The organism is Pseudomonas danubii (genome assembly GCF_042980055.1).
Lineage (GTDB): Bacteria > Pseudomonadota > Gammaproteobacteria > Pseudomonadales > Pseudomonadaceae > Aquipseudomonas > Aquipseudomonas danubii.
This window is the reverse complement of sequence record NZ_CP116502.1, coordinates 53,948-76,798: the sequence shown is the minus strand read 5'-3', so window position 1 is coordinate 76,798 and position 22,851 is coordinate 53,948. Positions and strand designations below refer to the sequence as shown.

Below are 22,851 nucleotides of genomic sequence, written 5' to 3'. Positions count from 1 at the left end.
GAAGTCAACGCAGCTCAGCGCATCAGGTTGGTCCACAGGCGGTCGGCGAGGCGGATCGCGCCTTCGCCGCAGGTCTGGCTGAAGACCACCTTGGTGCCCTCGGGAATGTGCAGCTCGGGGGCATCCTTCAACCCGGCGTCGAGGAAGGGTTCGACGCCCTTGATCGGGCTCTGGTGCTTGAGGAAGTTCTGGGTCATGGCGGCGTTCTCAGGCTGGCTGAGGAAGGTAATGAAGGCCTTGGCGTTCGCCGGGTGCTTGCTGCCCTTGGGGATGACCATGTTGTCCACCCAGGCCAGCACGCCTTCTTTGGGATAGAGGTACTTCAGGCCGGGCTTCATCTCCCGGGCACGCATCGACGAGCCGCCCCAGAACATCGACATGTCGATTTCCCCGGCCGCCAGGTTCTCGCGGATCGCCCCGGCCTTGGAGCTGTAGGTCTTGACGAAGGGCTTCTGTGCCTTGAGCAGGCCAAGGATCTGCTGCATCTGCTTGGGGTCTTCGCTGCACAGCGGAATGTTCAGGTACAGGCTGGCCATGTCGATCACTTCGCTCACCGAGTCGAACATGTTGATCCGCCCCTGCAGCTCCGCAGGCGGTTCGTAGAGCACCTTGTAGCTGTCGCTCGGGCCTGTGTAGCGTTCGCCGTTGAGCACCACGCTGGTGGTACCCCAGATGAAGGGCACCGAGTAGGCGCCTTCAGGGTCCCAGGTGGGCTTTTTCAGGTTGTCGACCACGCCGGCGTAGTAGGGCTGCTGGGCCGGATCGAAGCGTTCCAGCAACTGCTCCTGGATCAGGATCGGAATGAACTGGTGGGACGGGATTGCCACGTCATAACCGGTGCCGCCCTGTTTCAGCTTGGCCAGCAGGGTTTCGTTGGAATCGTAGGAGTCCACCGTGACCTCGATGCCGGTCTGCTTCTGGAACTTGGCGAGAATTTCCGGCGAAAAATAGCCGCTCCAGCTCACGACGTTGAGTTTCTCGGCGGCCTGTACCGCCAGTGGCAGGCTCAGCAGCAGCGAGGTTCCCAGACTTGCGATCAACTTGCTCATGGCATTTCCCCAAGGTCAGTGGACGGTTCAAGGGTGTTTCTTGCTCAACAGGTAAGAGAGGCTGACGAACAGCACCGAGACGCCGAGGATCAGCGTCGACACGGCGTTGACGTCGGGTGTCACGCCCATGCGCAACAGGCCGAAGATGAAGATCGGCAGGGTGGTGGTGCCCGCCTGGGACACCATCATCGAGATCACGAAGTTATCCAGGGAGACGATGAAGGCCAGCATCAGCCCGGAGACGATCCCTGGCATCAGCAGCGGCAGGGTCACCTTGCGAAAGGTGCGCCAGGGGCCGGCGTACAGGTCCGCCGCGGCATGCTCCAGGGACAGGTCCATGTCGTTGAGGCGGGCGCGGATCGGCAGGTAGGCGAAGGGGATGCAGAACACCGTGTGGGCGATGATCAGGTTGCCGTAGCCCAGGGACAGCCCCAGCGTCGAGAACAGCGCCAGGGTGGCCACGCCGACGACGATTTCCGGCAGCACCAGGGGCAGCATGATGGCGCCCATGGACAGTTGCAGGCCCTTGAACTTCGCCCCGCGTGAGGTGCCCAGGGCGGCCAGGGTGGCGATGGCGGTGGCTGCCATGCTGGCGCACACGGCGATCAGCAGGCTGTTGCCCGCCGCTTGGCGCAGGGCCTGGTTGGCAAACGCCGCGCGATACCAGTCGAGGCTGAAACCGCTCCACACCGTGGCCGACTGGTTGGCGTTGAAGGAGAACACCACCAGCACCAGGATTGGCGCGTAGAGGTACAGGTAGAACAGGAAGCTGAAGCCGCCGAAGCCGGGAAAGTCCTGGACGCCGAGGCCGTTGCGTTTGAACAGGCGGATCATCATGCACCCTCCTGAAGGGTTCGCTGGCGCTGGGCGCGCAAGGCGTAGACGGTCAGTACCAGCATCACCGCGGCCATCAGCACCAGGGACAGGGCCGCGCCGAAGGGCCAGTTACGGGCGTCGCTGAACTGCCGGAAAATCAGGTTGCCGAGCATCATTCGAGTGCCGCCCCCCAGCAGTTCCGGAGCGATCATCGCCCCCAGGCAGGGCACAAAAGTCAGGATCGCCCCGGCGAAAATCCCCGGCTTGGCGATCGGCAGCACCACTTTGCGCAAGGTGCGCCAGCGTCCGGCGTAGAGGTCTTGGGCCGCCTCCAACAGGCGGATATCCATCTTTTCCAGGGTGGCGTAGATCGGCAGCACCACGAAGGGCGCGTAGGTGTAGACCAGCCCCAGCAGCACCGCGCCGTCGGTGTACAGCAACTGCAACGGCTCGTGGATGACCCCCAGGCCCATCAGGCTGTTGTTGATCACCCCGGTGTTGCGCAGCAGCAGAATCCAGGCGTAGGTGCGGATCAGCAGGTTGGCCCAGAACGGCACGGTGATCAGGAAGATCAGCAAGCCCCGGCGCTGCACCGGTTGCATGGCTAGCCACACCGCCACCGGAAAACCGATCAGCAGGGTGATGAGGGTGGTCAGCCCGGCAATGCCGATGGAGCGCAGGGCGATCAGCAGGTAGGAGTCGGCGAAGGCCAGGCTGTCATCCAGTTGCCGTTCGAACAGCAGGGAGGTGTAGGCGTCGCTGCTGAAGACCTGGTTCACCCCGCCGTAGGGGTTGGCTTCCATCAGCGAGTAACCGATGACGATGAGGATCGGCACGATCAGGAACAGGCCGATGGCAATCAGCGCCGGGCTGACTCCGAGAACGCTGCGCAAGGCCTTGCGCCGTTCCAGGTGCTGGGAAATCGATGAGGCGTGCATGGCGAATCCTCGTGGTCAATCCAGCAGGACGCTGGCGCTGCCGCGTTCGAACACCAGCCCGGCGTGGCTGCCCACGCTCAGGCGCGGATGGTGTTCGAGGCTGTTGGGCGCACGCACTGTGAGGCGCATGCCGTCGCCAAGGCTGACCTGGTATTGCAGGTCGGTGCCCAGGTAGATCTGCGCCTCGATGCGGCACGCCAGGGCGCCTTCCACGGCGTCGCTACGCAGGTGCAGGCGCTCCGGGCGCACGGACAGGGTGACCTGCTGGCCGACTTTGACCGTGTTGCAGGGTTGCGCCGGCAGTGCCTCTCCGGCGGGACCGCTAAACCAGGCCAGGCCGGCTTCGACGCGGCTGACGGTGGCCTGGATGAAGTTGGTTTCACCGATAAAGTCGGCGACGAAGCGATTACGCGGTTGCTCGTAGATCTCTTCCGGGCGACCCACTTGCTGCACTTCGCCTTCGGAGAGCACGGCGATGCGGTCGGACAGGGTCAGGGCTTCTTCCTGGTCATGGGTGACGAAGATGAAGGTGATGCCGGTCTTGGCCTGGATCGCCTTGAGTTCTTCGCGCATGGCCTGGCGCAGCTTGAGGTCCAGGGCCGACAGCGGTTCGTCCAGCAACAGCACCTTGGGGTGGGGCGCCAGGGCCCGGGCCAGGGCGATGCGTTGCTGCTGGCCGCCGGAGAGTTGGTTGGGCTTGCGCCCGGCGAAGCGTTCCATCTGCACCAGGGCCAGCATCTCGCGCACCCGCTCGGCGATCTGCGCCTTGCTGAGCACCTGGCCCATGGGCCGCGATTCCAGGCCGAAGGCCAGGTTCTCGGCCAGGGTCATGTGGGGGAACAGCGCATAGTGCTGGAACACGGTGTTCACCGGGCGCTCGAAGGGCGGCCGCTCGGCGATGTTCTCGCCGTAGAGGAGGATCTCGCCCTGGGTCGGAAATTCGAACCCGGCGATCATCCGCAACAGGGTGGTCTTGCCGCAGCCAGAGGGGCCGAGGAGGGTGAAGAATTCGTTGTCGCGGATGTCCAGGTCGATGTGCTTCAGGGCCACCGGGCCGCTGTGTGGATCGCCGTAGACCTTGCGCACCGAGCGGATGGACACCGCCAGTGTTTGCAGCGCATGCAGGGCATTCATGCCTTACCTCCGATTCCCCCATGGGCTGTCGCGCAGGCCATGGATATTGTTTTTCTTGGGCAGGATCGAGATGTGTTCGGATGCGTGCAAAGCCTGTTTTTACGGGCTTTGCGCGGGTTCTTATTGTTCTGCTGGGGCTGATTATCAGTGAGGGGTTGCGGGGGCGAAACATCAATTTTAACATACCAGCTGTTAAATAATTTAATAGCAGAGAGCGTGCAGAACCATGGCCGAACAGCGTTTGCCACCGTTGAATGCGGTGCGGGCTTTTGATGCCGCGGCCCGCCTGGGCAGCTATGTCGAAGCCTCCAAGTCGCTGCATGTCACCCAGCCGGCCATCGGCCGCCATGTGAAGTTGCTGGAGGATTGGCTCGGGGTGCAGTTGTTCGAGCGCACCTCTCGTGGGGTGACCCTGACGCCGGCGGGGGAGAAGTACCACCGCAAGATCGCCGCCGCCCTGCAACTGATCATCGAGGCCGGTCGCGAAGCCCAGCCCAAGGCCGCCGAGCGCTGGCTGCGGATCATGGTGGTGCCGGGTTTTGCCAAGCGCTGGCTGACCCCGCGCCTGGAGGCGCTGCGCCATGTGCGTCCGGGTTTGAAGTTCGCCATCGAGCCGAACTCCACCTTCACCGAAGTCGACGCCAAGAGCGCCGACCTGGGGATCGCCTATGGCCTGGACGGGCAATATGCCGAGTCGCGGGTCAGCCTGATCTGTCCTCGGGTGTTTCCGATTTGCACCCCGGCTTACCTGGCCGGCATCGAGCCGATCAAGGGCCCGGCGGATCTGGCCCGCCACGAGTTGATCCATTTCGATGACGGTGAGTGGTGGAACCTGTGGTTTGCCGCCAATGGCCTGGATATCCAGCTCAGCTCCGACCTGATCTATGTGAACAACGACCACGCCCTGTCGGTGGCCGAAAGCGGCGGCGGCATTGCCCTGGCCAATGAAGTGCTGGTGCGCGAGGAGCTCAAGGCCGGCACCCTGGTACGGGTGCTGGAGGATCAGGTGAAGCTGGAAAGCTACCGGGTGCTGACCCCGGCCACTGAATGGTCGCAGGACGTGGAGTGGTTCATCCAATGGCTCAAGGCCGAGCTTGAAGCGGACTTCCCCGAGGCGCGGATAGTGGGTCGTTAGCAAGCTAATGGGATGGCGTGTGCGCAGCAAAAAATGGCACATTGGCGCACCTGCCCCTGTGCACCCACCCGTTGTACGGAAAATCCTATGGCTAGCAGCAACCCTCAGACCGTCGCAACGACGGCATCTCCCGCTTCGCAAAGCAGTCCACTGGTCCTGCGCATCATTGGTGCGGTGGCCCTTGCCCACTTGATCAACGACCTGATCCAGGCGGTGCTGCCGGCGATCTACCCGATGCTCAAGGACAACTACGGCCTGACCTTCACCCAGGTCGGCCTGATCACCCTGACCTTTCAGCTCACCGCTTCCCTGCTGCAACCCTGGGTTGGTTTTTACACCGATCGACGGCCTCTGCCGTTCCTGTTGCCAGCGGGCATGATCTGCACCCTGATCGGCATTTTGATGATGTCCCAGGTCGGCAGCTTTGCCTTGATCCTGCTGGCGGCTGCATTGATCGGCATTGGCTCCTCGACTTTCCACCCGGAAGCTTCGCGGGTCGCCCGGTTGGCTTCAGGCGGGCGCTACGGTCTGGCGCAGTCGAGCTTCCAGGTGGGTGGTAATGCCGGCACCGCGTTCGGCCCCTTGCTGGCCGCGGCGATCATCATTCCCTACGGTCAGGGTAACGTGGCCTGGTTCGGCCTGTTCGCGCTGTTTGCCCTGGTGGTGCTCTACGCCATCAGCCGCTGGTACGCCAACCATCTGCGCCTGCACAAGCTCAAGCAGGGCCAGGCGGCGACCCATGGTCTGTCGAGGAACCGGGTGATCAGCGCCCTGGTGGTCCTCGGGCTGCTGGTGTTCTCCAAGTATTTCTACATGGCCAGCTTCACCAGCTATTTCACCTTCTACCTGATCGAGAAATTCGACCTGTCGGTGGCCAGTTCGCAACTGCACCTGTTCTTGTTTCTCGGCGCGGTGGCGGCGGGGACCTTCTTCGGTGGGCCGATCGGCGACAAGATCGGGCGCAAGGCGGTGATCTGGTTCTCGATCCTCGGGGTGGCGCCGTTCACCCTGCTGCTGCCCCATGTCGACCTGTTCTGGACCAGCGTCCTCAGCGTGGTGATCGGCTTCATCCTGGCCTCGGCGTTCTCCGCCATCGTGGTCTACGCCCAGGAACTGGTGCCGGGCAACGTCGGCATGATCGCCGGGGTGTTCTTCGGTTTGATGTTCGGTTTCGGCGGGATCGGCGCGGCGCTGCTGGGGCACCTGGCGGACATCCATGGCATCGAGTACGTGTACTTCCTGTGCTCGTTCCTGCCGCTGTTCGGAGTGCTGGCGATCTTCCTGCCGCGTACCCGCAAAGCCTGACAGCTTGAGCAGGCGCTGAAGCAGAAACGCCCGGGGCATTGGCCTCGGGCGTTTTGTTTTGCGGCGGCTTCAGGTGTCTGCCTGGGCCTGCCCGGCACTCTGGCGGAAGGCGTTGGGCGACTGGCCACTGAGGCGCTTGAAGAAGCGTGAGAAGTAGGTGGGGTCGCTGAACCCCAGGTTGTCCGACAGCTGGCTGATGCTGATGTTGGTGTAGATCAGGCCGCGCTTGGCTTCCAGCATCAGGCGCTGGTGCAGGATCTGCAGTGCGCTCTGCCCGGCCAGCTCCCGGCACAGGGTGTTGAGGTGCACGCTGGACAGGCCGATGCGGTGGGCCAGGGATTCCACCGTGGGGTGTTGCTGATAGTGGCGCTCCACCAGCTTGATGAAGTGCCCCAACAGCTGCTGATTGCGCTCGCCGCGATTGCTCGGCGGGGTGTTCTGCTGGCCACGGCGACTGATCCACACCACCAGCACGTTGACCAGCGAGTGCAGCAACAAATCGCGAGCGGCGGCGCTGCCTTCGTATTCGTCCATCAGCGCCTTGAACAGGGTGTTGAGGCTGTGGCGGTCGCGGCCCACGGGGTAGCAGCCGGCGCTGGCCAGCACCGCCAGCGGCGCACCCAGTTGCGCTTCCAGCTGGGCTACCAGGGGCGCGCCCAGGGTCAGCACGTAACCCTGAATGTTTTCCGAGAACTGAAAGCCGTGGACCATCAGCGGCGGCACCACCTGGATCGTCGCCTCGCGCACGTCCTGGCGCCGTCCCTCGACCTCCACCAGGGCCTGGCCGCGTTGCACGTAGAGCAGTTGATAGAGGTCGGCGTGACGGTGTGGCTTGATCTCCCAGTGGTGCAGGCTGCTGCGCTTGGGGATGGATTCGCAGTGCAGCAGGTCCGGAGTCGGCCAGGCCTGGTTTTCCCCATAGAGCTTGAACACCGGGATGCTGGAGCGGCTGGCTTTCATCGGACGCGACCTTGGCAAGGGCTTGGCTGGAGTGCTCGATAATCGAACGTTGTTTTCAAAAGTGCATTTTTAGCGTGGCTTATCACCATTTTTCCGCGTTTCTGTCGGCAAAAATGCAGGGGTACAACAATAACCATAAATTCCAGTCTGCGCCTGTCGGCCCACTGGAATGCCCTAATGAGACGACAATAATGAAAACTCAGGTTGCGATTATCGGTGCCGGACCTTCCGGCCTGCTGCTGGGCCAACTGCTGCACAAGGCCGGCATCGACACAGTGATTGTCGAGCGCCAGACCCCGGAATACGTACTCGGCCGCATCCGCGCCGGGGTGCTGGAACAGGGCACGGTGGACATGTTGCGTGAGGCTGGAGTGGCGCAGCGCATGGACGCCGAAGGCCTGGTTCACGAAGGGGTGGAGCTGTTGATGGGCGGCAAGCGCGTGCGCATCGACCTCAAGGCCCTGACCGGGGGCAAGACGGTGATGGTCTACGGCCAGACCGAAGTCACCCGTGACCTGATGGAAGCCCGCGCTGCCAGCGGGGCACCGATCATCTACTCGGCGGACCGGGTGCAGCCCCACGACATGAAGGGCGCACAGCCCTACATCACCTATGAAAAGGACGGACAGCAGCACCGCATCGATTGCGACTACATCGCCGGTTGCGATGGTTTTCATGGTGTGGCGCGCAAGAGTATTCCCGAGCAGGTACTGACCCACTACGAGCGCGAGTACCCCTTCGGCTGGCTGGGCCTGCTGTCCGATACCCCGCCGGTCAACCACGAGCTGATCTATGGCCAGCATGAGCGCGGCTTTGTGCTGTGCAGCCAGCGTTCCCTGACCCGCAGCCGCTACTACCTGCAAGTGCCGCTGAGCGACAAGGTCGAAGACTGGTCCGACGAACGTTTCTGGAGCGAACTCAAGGCCCGTCTGCCGGCGGAGGTGGCGGCGGATCTGGTCACCGGGCCGGCGCTGGAGAAAAGCATCGCGCCGCTGCGCAGCTATGTGGTCGAGCCCATGCAGTACGGCAAGCTGTTCCTGGTGGGGGACGCCGCGCACATCGTGCCGCCCACCGGGGCCAAGGGCCTGAATCTTGCGGCTTCCGATGTGTGCTACCTGTACCGGATCCTGGTCAAGGTCTACCGTGAGGGGCGTACCGAACTGCTGGACAAGTACTCCGAGCTGGCCTTGCGCCGGGTGTGGAAGGGCGAGCGTTTCAGCTGGTTCATGACCAACCTGCTGCACGATTTCGGCGAGCACCATGACGCCTGGGAGCACAAGATGCAGCAGGCCGACCGCGAGTATTTCCTCAACTCCCACGCGGGCCTGGTGAATATTGCCGAGAACTATGTGGGCCTGCCGTACGAGGAAATCTGCTGAGCCTTCGGCATTGGAAGCATCGGCCTTGGAACCGCTCGCGAACGGGGGTGGTTGCGGGGCCGTGTTTGCACATGGGCACAGGCCGAAAGGTATCGGTCAAGAAACATTCCTATTTCTAAATGATATTTATTAGCATTACACTTCGGTCCCCTATTCCTGGCGCACCACCAAGGTGCACTGAATCGACAAGGATCGTTTGTAATGAAAGTCAGCTCCTGCCTGTTCAATTCGCTTCTGCTCAGTGCCGGTGTCGGCCTGCTGGCTCCGCTGGCGCAGGCCGGCGAGGCCTCAGAAGAGGTCAAACCGGCGCCGTTGGAACTGGACACCGCGTTTGTCACCGCTACCGGCGGCGCCACGGACCTCAAGGATGCCCCAGCCAGCGTCAGCGTCATCACCCGTGAGGAAATCGAGCGCCAGCCGGTCTACGACCTCAACACTCTGTTGCGTCGGGTGCCGGGGGTGACCGGTGGTTTCGGCCCGGTGGGCGAGCAGTCGAAGATCAAGCTGCGGGGCCTGGACGACAAGTACACGCTGATTCTGGTGGACGGCAAGCGTGTCGGTAGCTCCGCTGACCTGAGTTATCGTCGTGACCTGGCGCGTCAGGACTTGAACTGGATCTCGCCGAACATGATCGAGCGCATCGAGATCGTCCGTGGGCCGATGTCGTCGCTCTACGGCTCGGACGCCATGGGCGGGGTGATCAACATCATCACCCGCAAGGTCTCGCGGACCTGGACCGGTTCGGCCAGCACCCACATCACCGTGCCCAAGGACTCCGATCGCGGTCAGACCACCCAGTACAGCGCGAATGCTTCGGGGCCGTTGACCGAGTCCCTGGGATTACGCCTGGGGGCCAACGTCACGCGTCGGGCAGCGGATGAAGTCGAGGCGCGGCGCGATGCCCAAGGCGATTTCATGTACGACGACGGTGCAGGCGGTTCCAAGAATCAGAGCGTAAATGCGCTACTGGACTGGCAGATCAACGAAGAACAGAGCTTGTCCTTCGAGGCGGTGCATGGCGTTGAGCGTTCCTGGGCATCAAAGAAAACCTTTGGTGATTGGGGCGATACCGTTGGTGGCGCCTTTGGTCCCAGCCGACTGACTCGCGACAGCTACATCCTGTCCCACACCGGCGATTGGAGTTTTGGTACCACGAAGCTCGATGCCTACCTGAACAAGTACCGCAACGATCTGGATATGGGCAAAGCCAACTCCGAGGAGAAGATTGTCGAGGGCAGTCTCAATCTGCCCTTCGAACTGCTGGTGGATCAGCGCCTGACGCTGGGTGGGCAATGGAAGCGTGAAGAACTGACCAACACCAATACCCTCGGCACCGTACCGGTGGATTACCAAGGTACGCCGGTTAGCGGCTCGACCTTGAAGGGCGATTACTCGGCGGCCTTTATCGAGGATGAACTGTTCCTGCTGGACAACCTGTCCCTGACCCTGGGCAACCGCTTCGACCACAGCGACAAGTACGGCAACCACAACAGTCCGCGGGCTTATGTGGTCTATCACCCGCACCCGGACTGGACCGTGCGTGGGGGTGTTTCCAAGGGCTTTCGTGCGCCGAGCCTGAAGGAGGGCAGTGCGGGAGCAGCGACCGAGTCCGGTGGCCGTGGTTGTGGTTCGTTGCGGCCGTTGGGTTATCTCACCGGCAGTTGCTGGATGGCCGGCAATCCGAACCTGATGCCGGAAACCAGCACCAACAAGGAAATCGGCCTGTCGTTCGATCATGACGGCTGGGAGGCGGGCCTGACCTACTTCCACACCGACTTCACCGACAAGATCGAATACGGCCCGCTGGGCCAGTACCAGGGCCGCTGGTGGACCATGCTGGAAAACGTCGACAAGGCCCGCACCCGTGGTTGGGAAGGCACCACTCGGGTTCCGTTGGGCGACTCTGTGACGTGGCGTACCAACGCCACCTACATGCTGGAAAGCCGGAACCTGAGCACGGGTGAAGATCTGATCAGCTCACCCAAACTGTCGGCATTCAGCGCGTTGGACTGGCAGATCAATGACCGTTTGAGCACCGAACTGTCGGCGCAACACGTCGGCAAGCAGCGGGGGCTGGGCAATGATTTCGTGCAGTCCTACACCACCTATGACCTGACGGCGAACCTGGCGTTGACCAAATGGCTGACGTTGAACGGTGGGGTGCAGAACCTGATGGACAAGGACCTGCGGGACGGATCGACCAACTTCTACGTGCCCGGACGGGCGTTCTTCGCGGGGGCGACCACTTACTTCTGAGGCCGCTGGACGTAGCGGGGGAATCAGCCCCATTGCCAGGCAATGGGGCTGAAGGGGATCACACGTTGAAGCGGAAGTGCATCACGTCGCCGTCCTTGACGATGTATTCCTTGCCTTCCAGGCGCCATTTACCGGCTTCCTTGGCACCGGCTTCACCCTTGAACTGGATGAAGTCGTTGTAGGCGATGACCTCGGCACGGATGAAGCCTTTTTCGAAGTCGGTGTGGATCACGGCGGCCGCTTGTGGCGCGGTGGCACCGACACGCACGGTCCAGGCACGAACTTCCTTCACACCTGCAGTGAAGTAGGTCTGCAGGTTGAGCATTTCGTAGCCGGCGCGGATCACCCGGTTCAGGCCAGGCTCTTCCAGGCCCAGGGCCTCGAGGAACATGTCCTTTTCTTCGCCGTCTTCAAGCTCGGCGATTTCCGCTTCGATCTTGTTGCACACCGGCACCACGATCGCGCCTTCTTCTTCGGCGATGGCCTTGACCACGTCCAGCAGCGGGTTGTTCTCGAAGCCGTCTTCGGCAACGTTGGCGATGTACATCACCGGCTTGGTGGTCAGCAGGTGGAAGCCGCGGATGATCAGCTTCTCGTCGGCGCTCATGTCCTTCATCAGGCTACGGGCCGGCTTGCCTTCGGTGAAGTGGGCGATCAACTGCTCCAGCAGGGCTTTCTGGGCCACGGCATCCTTGTCACCGCCCTTGGCGTTGCGGGCGACTTTCTGCAGCTGTTTTTCGCAGCTGTCGAGGTCGGCAAAGATCAGTTCCAGATCGATGATCTCGATGTCGCGCTTGGGATCGACGCTGTTGGACACGTGGATCACGTTGTCGTCTTCGAAGCAGCGGACCACGTGGGCGATGGCATCGGTTTCGCGGATGTTGGCCAGGAACTTGTTACCCAGGCCTTCACCTTTCGAGGCACCGGCGACCAGGCCGGCGATGTCGACGAACTCCATGGTGGTCGGCAGCACGCGCTCCGGCACGACGATCGCCGCCAGGGCGTCCAGGCGCGGGTCGGGCATCGGCACGATGCCGCTGTTGGGCTCGATGGTGCAGAAGGGGAAGTTCTCGGCCGCGATCCCGGATTTGGTCAGGGCGTTGAACAGGGTGGACTTGCCGACGTTAGGCAGGCCGACGATGCCGCAATTGAATCCCATGGTGTATTCCCCGAGGAGTAGAGTCAGGCCTTCTGGCTGTGCAGGTTTTTCATCGCGCGGTTCCATTCACCGGCGAAGATATCCGGCAGCACGCCGAGGGCAAAATCGATGCTGGCATCGAGTTTTTCCTGTTCGGCGCGTGGCGCACGACCCAGGACAAAGTTTGAAACCATACTGGCAACACCCGGGTGGCCAATGCCGAGCCGCAGGCGGTGAAAGGTATTCTGATTGCCGAGCTGCGCGATGATGTCCCGCAGTCCGTTGTGCCCGCCATGTCCGCCGCCGGTCTTGAGCTTGGCAACGCCGGGTGGCAAGTCGAGTTCGTCGTGGGCCACCAGGATCTCTTCCGGGTTGATGCGGAAGAAGCCGGCAAGCGCCGCCACGGCCTGGCCGCTGCGGTTCATGTAGGTGGTGGGGATCAACAGACGAATGTCCTGACCTTGGTGACTGAAACGCCCGGTCAGGCCGAAATATTTGCGATCGGCGACAAGGTTGACACCTTGTTTCTCGGCGATGCGCTCAACAAAAAGGGCCCCTGCGTTATGCCGGGTCTGTTCGTATTCGGCGCCTGGATTACCCAGGCCAACGATCAGTTTGATGGCAGTCACGATAGGGGCCCTTCTTTGGAGTGGTGGATAACATCGCCGCAACCGGTGCTACGGCGAAAGGGGACGACAAAAGCTTGGTTGCCTTGCGGCAAACTTCGCGTTCTCGCCCGCTTTCTCGCTACGTTCCAGTCCGCGATGTGTTCCGCTCAACTCCGGCGTCAGAGTGAATTACTCTGCTGCGCCTTCTTCTTTCTCAGAAGCAACACGTGGTGCGTAGACGTTGGCGACTGCCAGGTCGTTGCCGTGTGCCAGAGCAACAAACTCAACGCCTTTAGGAGCGGTGAGGTTGGACAGGTGGATCACGGTGCCGATGTCGGTCTCAGCCATGTCGACTTCGATGAACTCAGGCAGGTCTTTCGGCAGGCAGGAAACTTCGATCTCGGTGGCTGCGCGGAAGATCTCGCCGCCTTTCTTGATCGGTGCCGCTTCGTTGATCAGGTGCACTGGAACCATGGCGGTCAGTTTCTGACCAGCAACTACGCGAACGAAGTCAGCGTGCATCACGTGGCCTTTGGCCGGGTGACGTTGCAGGGCCTTGATCACGACGTTCTGCTTGGTGCCACCAACGTTCAGTTCGATGATGTGGCTGTAGGCAGCTTCGTTTTCCAGCAGCTTGGCCACTTCTTTGGCCAGCATGCTGATGGATTCAGGGGCTTTGTCGCCACCGTAAACTACAGCTGGAACCAGGCTTGCGAGACGACGCAGGCGGCGGCTCGCACCTTTCCCCAGGTCGGAACGCAGTTCAGCATTCAGAGTAAAATCGTTCATGTTGTATCTCCAAAATAACCACACTCGCCCCAGCGTTTGCGACCAGCGCTAAAGGCGATATGGGCAAAAAAGCCCCGTCCCAACACAGGTTGGGACGGGGCGCTTTTCGTCATCGGGATGTTTTGCCAGGGACTAGCCCTTAGCGGAACATCGCGCTGATCGATTCTTCATTGCTGATGCGGCGGACCGCCTCGGCAACTACCGGTGCGATATCCAGTTGGCGGATACGCGCACAGGCTTGTGCTGCAGCGGACAGCGGGATGGTGTTGGTCACCACCAGCTCGTCCAGCACGGAATTTTCAATGTTCTCGATGGCCCGACCCGACAGCACAGGGTGTGTGCAGTAGGCAAAGACCTTGGCTGCGCCATGCTCTTTCAGGGCCTTGGCCGCGTGGCACAGGGTGCCGGCGGTATCGACCATGTCATCGACCAGAATGCAGGTGCGTCCTTCGACGTCGCCGATGATATGCATCACTTCGGAGTGATTGGCTTTCTCACGACGCTTGTCGATGATCCCGAGATCCACGCCCAGCGACTTGGCCACGGCACGTGCACGCACGACGCCGCCAATGTCCGGGGACACGATCATCAGGTTTTCGAAACGCTGGTCTTCGATGTCATCCACCAGAACCGGGGAGCCGTAGATGTTATCTACCGGGATATCGAAGAAACCCTGAATCTGGTCAGCATGCAGATCAACCGTGAGAACACGGTCGATGCCGACTACGGTGAGCATGTCAGCCACGACTTTCGCGCTGATAGCCACACGTGCGGAACGCGGACGGCGATCCTGACGGGCATAACCAAAATAAGGAATAACAGCAGTGATACGAGTCGCTGAGGAGCGGCGGAAGGCATCAGCCATCACGACGAGTTCCATCAGGTTATCGTTGGTCGGAGCGCAAGTCGGCTGAATAATGAAGACGTCTTTACCGCGGACATTTTCATTGATCTCGGCAGTAATTTCGCCGTCGGAAAATTTTCCAACAGAGATGTCACCGAGAGGGATATGCAGCTGACGTACTACACGCCGAGCCAGATCGGGGTTAGCGTTCCCCGTAAAGACCATCATCTTGGACACGCGCAGTACCTGAAGGCTGAGGGTATACCTGGATGAGTATAAGGAAAATGGCAGGGGCGGCTGGATTCGAACCAACGCATGGCAGGATCAAAACCTGCTGCCTTACCGCTTGGCGACGCCCCTGTATCTGTTGCTTCGAGTACCTGATACTCGATTCCTTTAGAGCAGACCTTGCAGCTTGCGATGCAACATCGAAACGTTGCTTCCTTTTGCTACAAACCCTGTAAGGGTCTCTGTAAGAAGGGCCGAGACTTTATCAGCTTCAGCTTTGCTTGGGAAGCCCCCAAACACACAACTTCCAGTTCCAGTCAGTTTTGCTTCGGTAAATTTACCTAGCAAATTCAATGCGTTACGTACTTCTGGATAACGCCTTGCGACTACCGGAAGGCAGTCATTTCTGCTGTTTCCCTTGGGAACGGGGCGCACTTTAATGGGCGGAGTGTCACGTGTCAACAGCGGATCGGAAAAAATTTCTGCTGTACTTACAGACACTTGCGGGACCAGCACCAGGTACCAGGGTTCTTCGGGGTATTCGGGGGTGAGTTTTTCACCCACGCCCTCAGCGAACGCAGCGTGCCCGCGTACGAAAACTGGAACGTCAGCCCCCAGGGTCAGCCCCAATGCAGCCAGTCGATCTTCATCCCAGCCCAGTTGCCAGAGATGATTGAGGCCCAGCAGGGTAGTGGCGGCATTGGAACTGCCGCCGCCGATGCCGCCGCCCATGGGCAGGATCTTGTCGATCCAGATATCGATGCCCTGGGTGCAGCCGGACTGTTCCTGGAGCTTTTTCGCCGCCTTGACGATCAGATTGCTGTCGTGAGGCACACCGTCGAACTCGGTGTGCAGGCGAATCTCTGCGTCATCGCGGAGAGCGAAGGTGATTTCATCGCCATAGTCGAGAAATTGAAACAGCGTCTGCAACTCGTGGTAGCCGTCTTCACGGCGACCCAGAATGTGCAGCATCAGATTAAGTTTGGCCGGGGAGGGCAGGGTCAGCTTTTCCAGGGACATGTCATTGCCCCAGCTTGCGTGGCAGCCATTCCTTGATCACCAGGGTGACGTCAAGGTTGCTGCCATGCAGTTTGATGCGCTCGGGCAGCCAGTAGCCGTTCTGTTCGGAGTAACTGCTGTATTCCACTTGCCAGCCATCCTGTTCCAGGCTCGCCAGGTGGCTGTCGCCATCCAGGGTCAGGCGGCTTTTGCTGTCTGGGGCAGGCAGACCGCGAACCCACCAGGCCAGGTGGGAGACCGGCAGTTTCCAGCCCATCTGCTCTTCAAGCAGAGTTTCCGGGCTGGCCGCTTCGTAACGACCCTGATTGGCCACTTCCAGGCTGACCTGGCCGGGGCGACCGGTCAGGCGTGCAGCACCACGGCCCAGCGGACCGGACAGGCGAATGTCGTAATAGTCCTGGCGTTGCAGCCAGAACAGCGTGCCGCTGCCGGAATCCTTGGGCGCGCGAATACCGATTTTGCCGTTGATCTGCCAGCCATCGAGGCCGGTCAGCAGTTCCTTGTGCTGACGCCATTGGGCAGCGTTGCCCTGGCCCTGGACTGACTCGCGGGCGCCAAAACCGGCACAGCCGGCAAGCAGGGCGATAAGGCTGAAAACAATTACGTGGCGCAAAAACATAGTCTTAAAGAGTCTCTGATCCGGTCAGGCGTTTGATGGTGTCGCGCAATACGGGGCTATCGGGCTGATCCTTGATGAACTTGCTCCAGATCTGTTTGGCCTCGCGCTGCTTGCCGTTGTTCCACAGCACTTCGCCCAGATGCGCCGCGACTTCCTGGTCGGGGAAGCGCTCAAGGGCCTGGCGCAGCAGGCGCTCGGCCTCGTCGAGGTTGCCCAGGCGGAAGTTTACCCAGCCCAGGCTGTCCAGCACCGCCGGGTCTTCCGGGGTCAGTTGGTGGGCTTGCTCGATCAGTGCCTTGGCTTCGGTGTAGCGGGTCGTGCGGTCCGACAAGGTGTAGCCCAGGGCATTCAAGGCCATGGCGTTATCCGGCTCGCGCTGGATGATCAGGCGCAGGTCTTTTTCCAGCTGTGCCAGGTCATTGCGTTTTTCCGCCTGCATGGCACGGGTATAGAGCAGGTTCACGTCATCGGGATACTGTTGCAGCGCCTGCTGAATAACGTTCCAGGCGCGATCGCCCTGATTGTTCGCCGACAGGGTTTCGACTTCGACCAGATACAGCTGGATGGCGTAGTCGGGCTGGGCATCGCGGGCTGTCACCAGGCGCTTTTGCGCCTCGTCGGTACGGCCGTTGTTCATCAGGATATCGGCCTGCCGCAGTTGCGCTGGCAGGTAATCGTTACCCGGTCCGACCTGGGCGTATTCGATCAGGGCCCCTTGCGGGTCATTGAGTTCTTCGGCGATTCGTCCCAGGTTCAGGTGTGCGGAGTCTTCGTGGCTTTCCCGGGCGATCAGGTCTTCCAGGTAACCCTTGGCCTCTTCCCAGGCCTTGGCCTCCAGGCACACCAGCGCCAGTGAATAGCGCAGTTCATCGTCTTCCGGGTACTGCTGGACCAGGCTGGAGAACTGGGTCTTGGCGTCCTCCATGCGGTCCTGTTCCACCAGCATGCGGGCGTAGGTCAGGCGCAGACGCTTGTCGTCCGGGTATTTGCGGATGCTTTTTTCCAGCAGCGGCAGGGCTTCCTTGCCGCGGTTCAGGCTCTGCAGCAGACGGGCGCGCAACAGCAGCGGCGCCACCTCGCCGTCTTCCGGCGGATTCTGTTCCAGCAAGCTCAGGGCATCCTTGGCGTCGCCATCCTGCTGCATCAACAGGGCCTTGCCGAAGATCAGTTGACTGTTGTGCGGGTGCTTCTGCAGCAGGCGATCGAAGCTTTTCATCAGGCCATTGCGGGTGTCCTGGTCGGTATCGGCAGCCGACAGCGCAAGAAAGTCGAAATGGGTGTCGCCCTTGCCCTGCAGAACTTTCTCCATATAGAGCATGGAGTCGTCATAACGACCGGCGCGGGCCAGCTGGATGGCGGCAGCCCGTTGTGCTTCCAGATCGTCTGGAGCGTTCTTGGCCCAGATCAGCGAAGTGTCCAGGGCTGCCTGGTCGGCTCCCAGGTACTCGGCAATGCGAAAGGCGCGCTCGGAGATGCCCGGATCCTGGGTGTTGATGGCCTGGGTCACGTAGTTGTCCAGGGCAATGTCGAAACGATTGCGCTGGCCCGCCAGTTCAGCGCTCAGCAGGCTGAAGATGGTGTCTTCGCTGAACGATGAATAGACCTTGGGCTTTTCAGGGGCGGGGGTGCTGTCTTCCACCGGCGACGTAGCGTCCGATGAAACGGGGGCCAGTGACTGGCAACCACTGAGGAAGACAAAGGCGAGGAGCAACGCGGAAGATCTATTCATATAGGAAGAGGGCGACTAACCTGCGGTCGGATCATCATGACACAAGCCTTCGGTCAAACATAACCGAGACTCAACGGGATGCCAGAACAGAGGCAGTCTATTAGGACAATAGTCGGCGGTAGTTGTTCTGCGTCGGTCGAAGTAGGACAATTGCCGGCTTCTCGACATCATCAGCGACCTTGAATGGCCTTCCTTGCACTCGGTATTAACCACAAGACTGCTTCTGTAGACGTCCGCGAGCGCGTGGCCTTTACCCCTGAGCAGTTGGTTGAGGCCTTGCAGCAGCTCTGCCGACTCACCGACAGCCGCGAAGCTGCGATCCTCTCCACCTGCAATCGCAGTGAGCTTTATGTAGAACAGGATCATCTTTCTGCGGATGTGGTGCTGCGCTGGCTGGCGGAATATCACCACCTGAGCCTAGACGAGCTTCGTGCCAGTGCCTATGTGCATGAAGATGATGCGGCAGTTCGTCACATGATGCGGGTGGCGTCGGGGCTGGATTCGCTGGTGCTGGGCGAGCCGCAGATTCTCGGGCAGATGAAGTCCGCCTACGCCGTGGCCCGTGAGGCCGGCACCGTCGGCCCGCTGCTGGGCCGGCTGTTCCAGGCTACCTTCAGTGCCGCCAAGCAAGTACGCACCGATACCGCCATTGGTGAGAACCCGGTGTCCGTGGCCTTTGCTGCGGTGAGCCTGGCGAAACAGATTTTCAGCGATCTGCAGCGCAGTCAGGCGTTGCTGATCGGTGCCGGCGAGACCATTACCCTGGTGGCCCGCCATCTGCACGACCTTGGGGTCAAGCGCATCGTCGTGGCCAACCGCACCCTGGAGCGGGCCAGCCTCCTGGCCGAGCAGTTCGGCGCCCACGCGGTGCTGTTGTCGGACATTCCCCAAGAGCTGGTGCACAGCGATATCGTGATCAGTTCCACTGCCAGCCAGTTGCCGATCCTTGGCAAGGGGGCGGTGGAAAGCGCGCTGAAGCTGCGTAAGCACAAGCCGATTTTCATGGTGGATATCGCCGTTCCCCGGGATATCGAACCTGAAGTCGGCGAATTGGACGACGTTTACCTCTACACCGTCGATGACCTGCACGAAGTGGTCGCGGAGAACCTCAAGAGCCGTCAAGGCGCGGCCCAGGCAGCCGAGGAGCTGGTGAACATCGGCGCCGAGGATTTCATGGTGCGCCTGCGTGAATTGGCGGCGGTTGATGTGCTCAAGGCCTATCGTCAGCAGAGCGAGCGCCTGCGTGATGAAGAACTGCAGAAGGCTCTGCGCCTGCTGAGCAATGGCTCCAGCGCCGAGGATGTACTGGCCCAACTGGCCCGTGGCCTGACCAACAAACTGCTGCACGCGCCGAGCGTGCAGCTGAAAAAGCTGTCCGCCGAAGGCCGCCTCGATGCGTTGGCCATGGCTCAAGAACTCTTTGCCCTCGGTGAGGGCTCATCGGATAAAACCCCGTAATGAAAGCGTCACTGCTCAGTAAGCTGGACATTCTCCAGGATCGTTTCGAGGAACTGACCGCCTTGCTCGGCGATGCTGAGGTCATTTCCGATCAGGCCAAGTTCCGCGCCTATTCCAAGGAATACGCGGAAGTCGAGCCGATCGTCGCCTCCTACAAACAGGTGCTCAAGGTCCAGGCCGACCTCGAGGGTGCCCAGGCGCTGCTCAAGGACAATGACCCGGACCTGCGGGAAATGGCCGCCGAGGAAGTGCGCGAGGCCAAGGAGCAATTGGCCGAACTGGAAAGCGCCTTGCAACGCATGCTGCTGCCCAAGGACCCCAACGACGGGCGTAACGTGTTCCTGGAAATCCGCGCCGGCACCGGCGGTGACGAAGCGGCGATCTTTTCCGGCGACCTGTTCCGCATGTATTCGCGCTACGCCGAGCGGCGTGGCTGGCGGCTGGAGATCCTCTCGGAAAACGAGGGTGAGCACGGCGGCTATAAAGAAGTCATTGCCCGGGTCGAAGGCGAGAACGTCTACGGCAAGCTCAAGTTCGAGTCCGGCGCGCACCGTGTGCAGCGGGTGCCGGCCACCGAATCACAGGGTCGCATCCACACCTCGGCGTGCACCGTGGCGGTGCTGCCCGAGCCGGACGAACAGGAAGCCATCGAGATCAACCCGGCGGACCTGCGCATCGATACCTACCGCTCTTCGGGCGCCGGCGGTCAGCACGTGAACAAGACCGACTCGGCGATCCGCATCACCCACATTCCTTCGGGCATCGTGGTGGAGTGCCAGGAAGAGCGCTCCCAGCACAAGAACCGGGCCCGGGCCATGTCCTGGCTGTCGGCCAAGCTCAACGACCAGCAGACCAGCGCCGCGGCCAATGCCATCGCCAGCGAGCGCAAGCTGCTGGTGGGCTCGGGGGATCGCTCCGAGCGTATTCGTACCTACAATTTCCCTCAGGGCCGGGTCACTGATCACCGGATCAACCTGACCCTGTATTCCCTGGACGAAATCCTCGCCGGGGGCGTCGAGGCCGTGATTGAACCGCTGCTGGCTGAGTATCAGGCCGATCAACTTGCGGCATTGGGTGAGTAAATGACCATCATCGCCAGCCTGCTGCGCGCAGCCCAATTACCCGATTCGCCGACGCCGCGCCTGGATGCCGAACTGCTCCTGGCAGCGGCCCTGGGCAAGCCGCGGAGTTTTCTCCATACCTGGCCTGAGCGCATCGTTCCCAGCGAGGCCGTGTTGCTGTTCACTGAATACCTGCAACGACGCCGTTCCGGCGAACCGGTGGCCTACATCCTCGGCCAGCAGGGCTTCTGGAAACTGGATCTTGAAGTGGCACCGCACACCCTGATCCCGCGTCCCGACACGGAGCTGCTGGTGGAGGCGGCGTTGGAACTGCTGCCAGCGACTCCGGCCAAGGTCCTCGACCTGGGGACCGGCAGCGGCGCCATCGCCCTGGCCTTGGCCAGCGAACGTCCAGCCTGGAAGGTCACGGCCGTGGACCGGGTGCTGGAAGCCGTGGCCCTGGCCGAGCGCAACCGCCAGCGCCTGCAACTGGACAACGTCACCGTGCTCAGCAGTCACTGGTTCAGCGCCGTCGAGTCCCAGCGCTTCCAGTTGATCGTCAGCAACCCTCCTTATATTGCCGAGGCCGATCCCCATCTGGTGGCCGGCGATGTGCGTTTCGAACCCGAAAGTGCCCTGGTGGCGGGCAAGGATGGCCTGGACGACCTGCGCCTGATCGTCACCCAGGCTCCGCAACATCTGGAAGGCGGCGGCTGGCTGATGCTGGAGCACGGCTACGACCAGGCAGCAGCCGTGCGTGAATTGTTGACGGCCCAGGGTTTTATCGAGGTCCACAGTCGCGTCGACCTGGGTGGGCATGAGCGCATCAGCCTTGGGTGTTTGCCGTGCTGACGGATCAGGAGCTGCTGCGTTATAGCCGGCAGATTCTGTTGCAGCACGTCGATATCGACGGCCAACTGCGCCTCAAGCAAAGCCGGGTACTGATCGTCGGTCTCGGCGGCCTGGGTGCCCCCGCAGCCTTGTACCTGGCCGCTGCCGGTATCGGTGAACTGCACCTGGCGGACTTCGACACGGTGGATGTGACCAATCTGCAACGCCAGATCATTCATGACAGCGCCAGTGTCGGGGTCAGCAAGGTGGACTCGGCCATGCGCCGGCTGTCCGCCCTCAATCCGGAAATCCGCCTGGTGCCTCACCCCGTGGCACTGGATGAAGACACCTTGGCCGCTGCGGTGGCTGCGGTGGATCTGGTCCTCGATTGCTGTGACAACTTCGGCACTCGCGAGGCGGTGAACGCTGCCTGCGTGGCCGCCGGCAAGCCTCTGGTCAGCGGCGCGGCCATTCGCCTGGAAGGGCAGCTGTCGGTGTTCGACCCGCGGCGCCCGGAAAGCCCTTGCTACCACTGCTTGTACGGGCATGGCAGCGAAGCCGAGCTGACCTGCAGTGAAGCCGGGGTACTTGGCCCGCTGGTGGGCACCGTGGGCAGTCTGCAAGCGCTGGAAGCCCTGAAGCTGCTGGCCGGATTTGGTGAGCCTCTGGTGGGCCGATTGTTATTGATCGATGCCCTGGGCACGCGTTTCCGTGAGCTGCGGGTCAAGCGCGATCCGGGCTGCACCGTTTGTGGTAGTCGCCATGGGTGAGGCTCCGGTAGCAGTCTTCGATTCCGGCGTCGGCGGCCTCTCGGTGCTGGCGGAAATACAGCAACTGCTGCCTCAAGAGTCGCTGCTCTACCTGGGGGACTGCGGTTATATTCCCTATGGTGAAAAGACCCCCGAGTTCATTCGCCAGCGTTGTGCTCTGATGGCGCGCTTTTTCCGCGAGCAGGGCGCCAAGGCGCTGGTACTGGCCTGTAACACGGCGACCGTGGCCGCGGTCGCCGAGCTGCGCCGGGACTTCCCGGACTGGCCCATCGTCGGCATGGAACCTGCGGTCAAGCCCGCAGCGGCCGCGACCCGCAGCGGCGTGGTCGGCGTGCTGGCGACCACCGGCACCTTGCAGAGCGCCAAGTTCGCCGCCTTGCTCGATCGCTTTGCCGCTGATGTGAAGGTGGTCACCCAGCCCTGCCCCGGCTTGGTGGAAATGATCGAAAACGGCGACCTCAACAGCAGCGCCCTGTGCCAGCTGTTGCAGGGCTATGTGGAACCGCTGCTGGCCGCCGGTTGCGACACCATCATCCTGGGCTGCACCCATTACCCGTTTCTCAAGCCGGTGCTGGCGCAGATGCTGCCTGCCCATATCAGCCTGATCGACACCGGTGCGGCGGTTGCCCGGCAGTTGCAGCGCCTGCTTGACGAGAGTGACCTGCGTGCGCGAGGAGTCGCCCGTGAGGCGCGCTTCTGGACCAGTGGCGATGTCACGCACTTTGCCCAGGTGCTTCCTCTGCTGTGGAAAAGTCCTGGTAGCGTTCAGCGTTTCGAGTCGTGA

At 61.6% G+C, this 22,851-nt stretch carries 21 protein-coding genes and 1 tRNA gene; 9 read left to right on the top strand and 13 right to left on the bottom strand.

Annotated elements, in window-relative coordinates:
- Window positions 1-14: 14 nt before the first annotated feature.
- The 4 genes from PFZ56_RS00400 to PFZ56_RS00385 are packed head-to-tail and all read right to left on the bottom strand — an operon-like array spanning window position 15 to window position 3,937.
- Window positions 15-1,049: an extracellular solute-binding protein gene (locus tag PFZ56_RS00400; RefSeq protein ID WP_170001513.1), complete on the bottom strand. Its 1,035-nt coding sequence runs from the start codon at window positions 1,047-1,049 to the stop codon at window positions 15-17.
- Window positions 1,050-1,076: 27 nt separating this feature from the next.
- Window positions 1,077-1,886, bottom strand: coding sequence for an ABC transporter permease (locus PFZ56_RS00395; RefSeq protein WP_110596322.1), 810 nt, complete (start codon window positions 1,884-1,886; stop codon window positions 1,077-1,079).
- Window positions 1,883-2,803 carry an ABC transporter permease gene (locus PFZ56_RS00390; RefSeq protein WP_102880929.1) on the bottom strand — a complete coding sequence of 307 codons (921 nt, stop codon included), beginning with the start codon at window positions 2,801-2,803 and terminating at the stop codon, window positions 1,883-1,885. The genes PFZ56_RS00395 and PFZ56_RS00390 overlap by 4 nt, the downstream gene beginning before the upstream one ends.
- A 15-nt stretch (window positions 2,804-2,818) precedes the next feature.
- Entirely contained in the window at window positions 2,819-3,937 is a 1,119-nt protein-coding gene (locus PFZ56_RS00385) for an ABC transporter ATP-binding protein (protein WP_110596323.1), read from the bottom strand.
- 226 nt (window positions 3,938-4,163) lie between these two features.
- On the opposite strand from PFZ56_RS00385, the gene PFZ56_RS00380 reads away from it, so the two are divergent.
- Window positions 4,164-5,072, top strand: a complete 909-nt coding sequence (locus PFZ56_RS00380) for a LysR substrate-binding domain-containing protein (RefSeq protein WP_170001512.1) — start codon at window positions 4,164-4,166, stop codon at window positions 5,070-5,072.
- Between the two features lie 87 nt (window positions 5,073-5,159).
- Window positions 5,160-6,377: an MFS transporter gene (locus tag PFZ56_RS00375; RefSeq protein ID WP_102860240.1), complete on the top strand. Its 1,218-nt coding sequence runs from the start codon at window positions 5,160-5,162 to the stop codon at window positions 6,375-6,377.
- A 69-nt stretch (window positions 6,378-6,446) separates the two neighbouring features.
- Here the strand turns inward: PFZ56_RS00375 and PFZ56_RS00370 are convergent, their stop codons facing one another.
- Window positions 6,447-7,337: a helix-turn-helix domain-containing protein gene (locus tag PFZ56_RS00370; protein ID WP_170001511.1), complete on the bottom strand. Its 891-nt coding sequence runs from the start codon at window positions 7,335-7,337 to the stop codon at window positions 6,447-6,449.
- A gap of 191 nt (window positions 7,338-7,528) precedes the next feature.
- Here PFZ56_RS00370 and pobA point away from each other — a divergent pair, with 191 nt between their 5' ends.
- Window positions 7,529-8,716: a 4-hydroxybenzoate 3-monooxygenase gene (pobA, locus tag PFZ56_RS00365; protein WP_170001510.1), complete on the top strand. Its 1,188-nt coding sequence runs from the start codon at window positions 7,529-7,531 to the stop codon at window positions 8,714-8,716.
- A 201-nt stretch (window positions 8,717-8,917) separates the two neighbouring features.
- The gene (locus PFZ56_RS00360) at window positions 8,918-10,972 is read left to right on the top strand and encodes a TonB-dependent receptor domain-containing protein (protein WP_170001509.1); all 2,055 of its coding nucleotides are present in this window, start codon (window positions 8,918-8,920) and stop codon (window positions 10,970-10,972) included.
- Between the two features lie 58 nt (window positions 10,973-11,030).
- Here the strand turns inward: PFZ56_RS00360 and ychF are convergent, their stop codons facing one another.
- The 8 genes from ychF to PFZ56_RS00320 all read right to left on the bottom strand — a co-directional run bounded on the left by ychF (window position 11,031) and on the right by PFZ56_RS00320 (window position 17,947).
- A complete protein-coding gene (gene ychF / locus PFZ56_RS00355) occupies window positions 11,031-12,131 on the bottom strand; it encodes a redox-regulated ATPase YchF (protein ID WP_102880915.1) in 1,101 nt (366 codons plus the stop codon).
- A 23-nt stretch (window positions 12,132-12,154) separates the two neighbouring features.
- Window positions 12,155-12,739, bottom strand: coding sequence for an aminoacyl-tRNA hydrolase (gene pth, locus PFZ56_RS00350; protein ID WP_102880914.1), 585 nt, complete (start codon window positions 12,737-12,739; stop codon window positions 12,155-12,157).
- A gap of 168 nt (window positions 12,740-12,907) precedes the next feature.
- Complete coding sequence (locus tag PFZ56_RS00345) at window positions 12,908-13,507, bottom strand: 50S ribosomal protein L25/general stress protein Ctc (protein WP_102880913.1); 600 nt, start codon at window positions 13,505-13,507, stop codon at window positions 12,908-12,910.
- Window positions 13,508-13,646: 139 nt separating this feature from the next.
- A complete protein-coding gene (locus PFZ56_RS00340) occupies window positions 13,647-14,588 on the bottom strand; it encodes a ribose-phosphate pyrophosphokinase (RefSeq protein ID WP_003171603.1) in 942 nt (313 codons plus the stop codon).
- A gap of 48 nt (window positions 14,589-14,636) precedes the next feature.
- Window positions 14,637-14,711 (bottom strand) — tRNA-Gln (locus tag PFZ56_RS00335).
- 36 nt (window positions 14,712-14,747) lie between these two features.
- Complete coding sequence (ispE, locus tag PFZ56_RS00330; protein ID WP_102880912.1) at window positions 14,748-15,599, bottom strand: 4-(cytidine 5'-diphospho)-2-C-methyl-D-erythritol kinase; 852 nt, start codon at window positions 15,597-15,599, stop codon at window positions 14,748-14,750.
- A gap of 1 nt (window position 15,600) precedes the next feature.
- Window positions 15,601-16,218 carry a lipoprotein insertase outer membrane protein LolB gene (gene lolB, locus PFZ56_RS00325; RefSeq protein WP_170001508.1) on the bottom strand — a complete coding sequence of 206 codons (618 nt, stop codon included), beginning with the start codon at window positions 16,216-16,218 and terminating at the stop codon, window positions 15,601-15,603.
- A gap of 4 nt (window positions 16,219-16,222) precedes the next feature.
- On the bottom strand, window positions 16,223-17,947 hold the full coding sequence (locus tag PFZ56_RS00320; RefSeq protein WP_123393977.1) for a tetratricopeptide repeat protein: 1,725 nt from the start codon (window positions 17,945-17,947) through the stop codon (window positions 16,223-16,225).
- Window positions 17,948-18,130: 183 nt separating this feature from the next.
- Here PFZ56_RS00320 and hemA point away from each other — a divergent pair, with 183 nt between their 5' ends.
- From hemA to murI, 5 genes are read left to right on the top strand one after another with little or no spacing between them, the layout of a single operon-like run.
- The gene (gene hemA / locus PFZ56_RS00315) at window positions 18,131-19,405 is read left to right on the top strand and encodes a glutamyl-tRNA reductase (protein WP_102880910.1); all 1,275 of its coding nucleotides are present in this window, start codon (window positions 18,131-18,133) and stop codon (window positions 19,403-19,405) included.
- The gene (gene prfA / locus PFZ56_RS00310) at window positions 19,405-20,487 is read left to right on the top strand and encodes a peptide chain release factor 1 (RefSeq protein ID WP_102860257.1); all 1,083 of its coding nucleotides are present in this window, start codon (window positions 19,405-19,407) and stop codon (window positions 20,485-20,487) included. The genes hemA and prfA overlap by 1 nt, the downstream gene beginning before the upstream one ends.
- On the top strand, window positions 20,488-21,318 hold the full coding sequence (prmC, locus tag PFZ56_RS00305; protein WP_110596332.1) for a peptide chain release factor N(5)-glutamine methyltransferase: 831 nt from the start codon (window positions 20,488-20,490) through the stop codon (window positions 21,316-21,318).
- The gene (locus PFZ56_RS00300) at window positions 21,312-22,067 is read left to right on the top strand and encodes a molybdopterin-synthase adenylyltransferase MoeB (protein WP_102881003.1); all 756 of its coding nucleotides are present in this window, start codon (window positions 21,312-21,314) and stop codon (window positions 22,065-22,067) included. Before prmC ends, PFZ56_RS00300 begins: the two co-directional genes overlap by 7 nt.
- Window positions 22,060-22,851, top strand: coding sequence for a glutamate racemase (gene murI, locus PFZ56_RS00295; RefSeq protein ID WP_102880908.1), 792 nt, complete (start codon window positions 22,060-22,062; stop codon window positions 22,849-22,851). The genes PFZ56_RS00300 and murI overlap by 8 nt, the downstream gene beginning before the upstream one ends.

Coding starts and splice junctions, on each gene's coding strand:
- PFZ56_RS00400 (WP_170001513.1), bottom strand. CDS start 1,049: ATGAGCAAGTTGATCGCAAGTCTGGGAACCTCGCTGCTGCTGAGCCTG.
- PFZ56_RS00395 (WP_110596322.1), bottom strand. CDS start 1,886: ATGATGATCCGCCTGTTCAAACGCAACGGCCTCGGCGTCCAGGACTTT.
- PFZ56_RS00390 (WP_102880929.1), bottom strand. CDS start 2,803: ATGCACGCCTCATCGATTTCCCAGCACCTGGAACGGCGCAAGGCCTTG.
- PFZ56_RS00385 (WP_110596323.1), bottom strand. CDS start 3,937: ATGAATGCCCTGCATGCGCTGCAAACACTGGCGGTGTCCATCCGCTCG.
- PFZ56_RS00380 (WP_170001512.1), top strand. CDS start 4,164: ATGGCCGAACAGCGTTTGCCACCGTTGAATGCGGTGCGGGCTTTTGAT.
- PFZ56_RS00375 (WP_102860240.1), top strand. CDS start 5,160: ATGGCTAGCAGCAACCCTCAGACCGTCGCAACGACGGCATCTCCCGCT.
- PFZ56_RS00370 (WP_170001511.1), bottom strand. CDS start 7,337: ATGAAAGCCAGCCGCTCCAGCATCCCGGTGTTCAAGCTCTATGGGGAA.
- pobA (WP_170001510.1), top strand. CDS start 7,529: ATGAAAACTCAGGTTGCGATTATCGGTGCCGGACCTTCCGGCCTGCTG.
- PFZ56_RS00360 (WP_170001509.1), top strand. CDS start 8,918: ATGAAAGTCAGCTCCTGCCTGTTCAATTCGCTTCTGCTCAGTGCCGGT.
- ychF (WP_102880915.1), bottom strand. CDS start 12,131: ATGGGATTCAATTGCGGCATCGTCGGCCTGCCTAACGTCGGCAAGTCC.
- PFZ56_RS00345 (WP_102880913.1), bottom strand. CDS start 13,507: ATGAACGATTTTACTCTGAATGCTGAACTGCGTTCCGACCTGGGGAAA.
- ispE (WP_102880912.1), bottom strand. CDS start 15,599: ATGTCCCTGGAAAAGCTGACCCTGCCCTCCCCGGCCAAACTTAATCTG.
- lolB (WP_170001508.1), bottom strand. CDS start 16,218: ATGTTTTTGCGCCACGTAATTGTTTTCAGCCTTATCGCCCTGCTTGCC.
- PFZ56_RS00320 (WP_123393977.1), bottom strand. CDS start 17,947: ATGAATAGATCTTCCGCGTTGCTCCTCGCCTTTGTCTTCCTCAGTGGT.
- hemA (WP_102880910.1), top strand. CDS start 18,131: ATGGCCTTCCTTGCACTCGGTATTAACCACAAGACTGCTTCTGTAGAC.
- prfA (WP_102860257.1), top strand. CDS start 19,405: ATGAAAGCGTCACTGCTCAGTAAGCTGGACATTCTCCAGGATCGTTTC.
- prmC (WP_110596332.1), top strand. CDS start 20,488: ATGACCATCATCGCCAGCCTGCTGCGCGCAGCCCAATTACCCGATTCG.
- murI (WP_102880908.1), top strand. CDS start 22,060: ATGGGTGAGGCTCCGGTAGCAGTCTTCGATTCCGGCGTCGGCGGCCTC.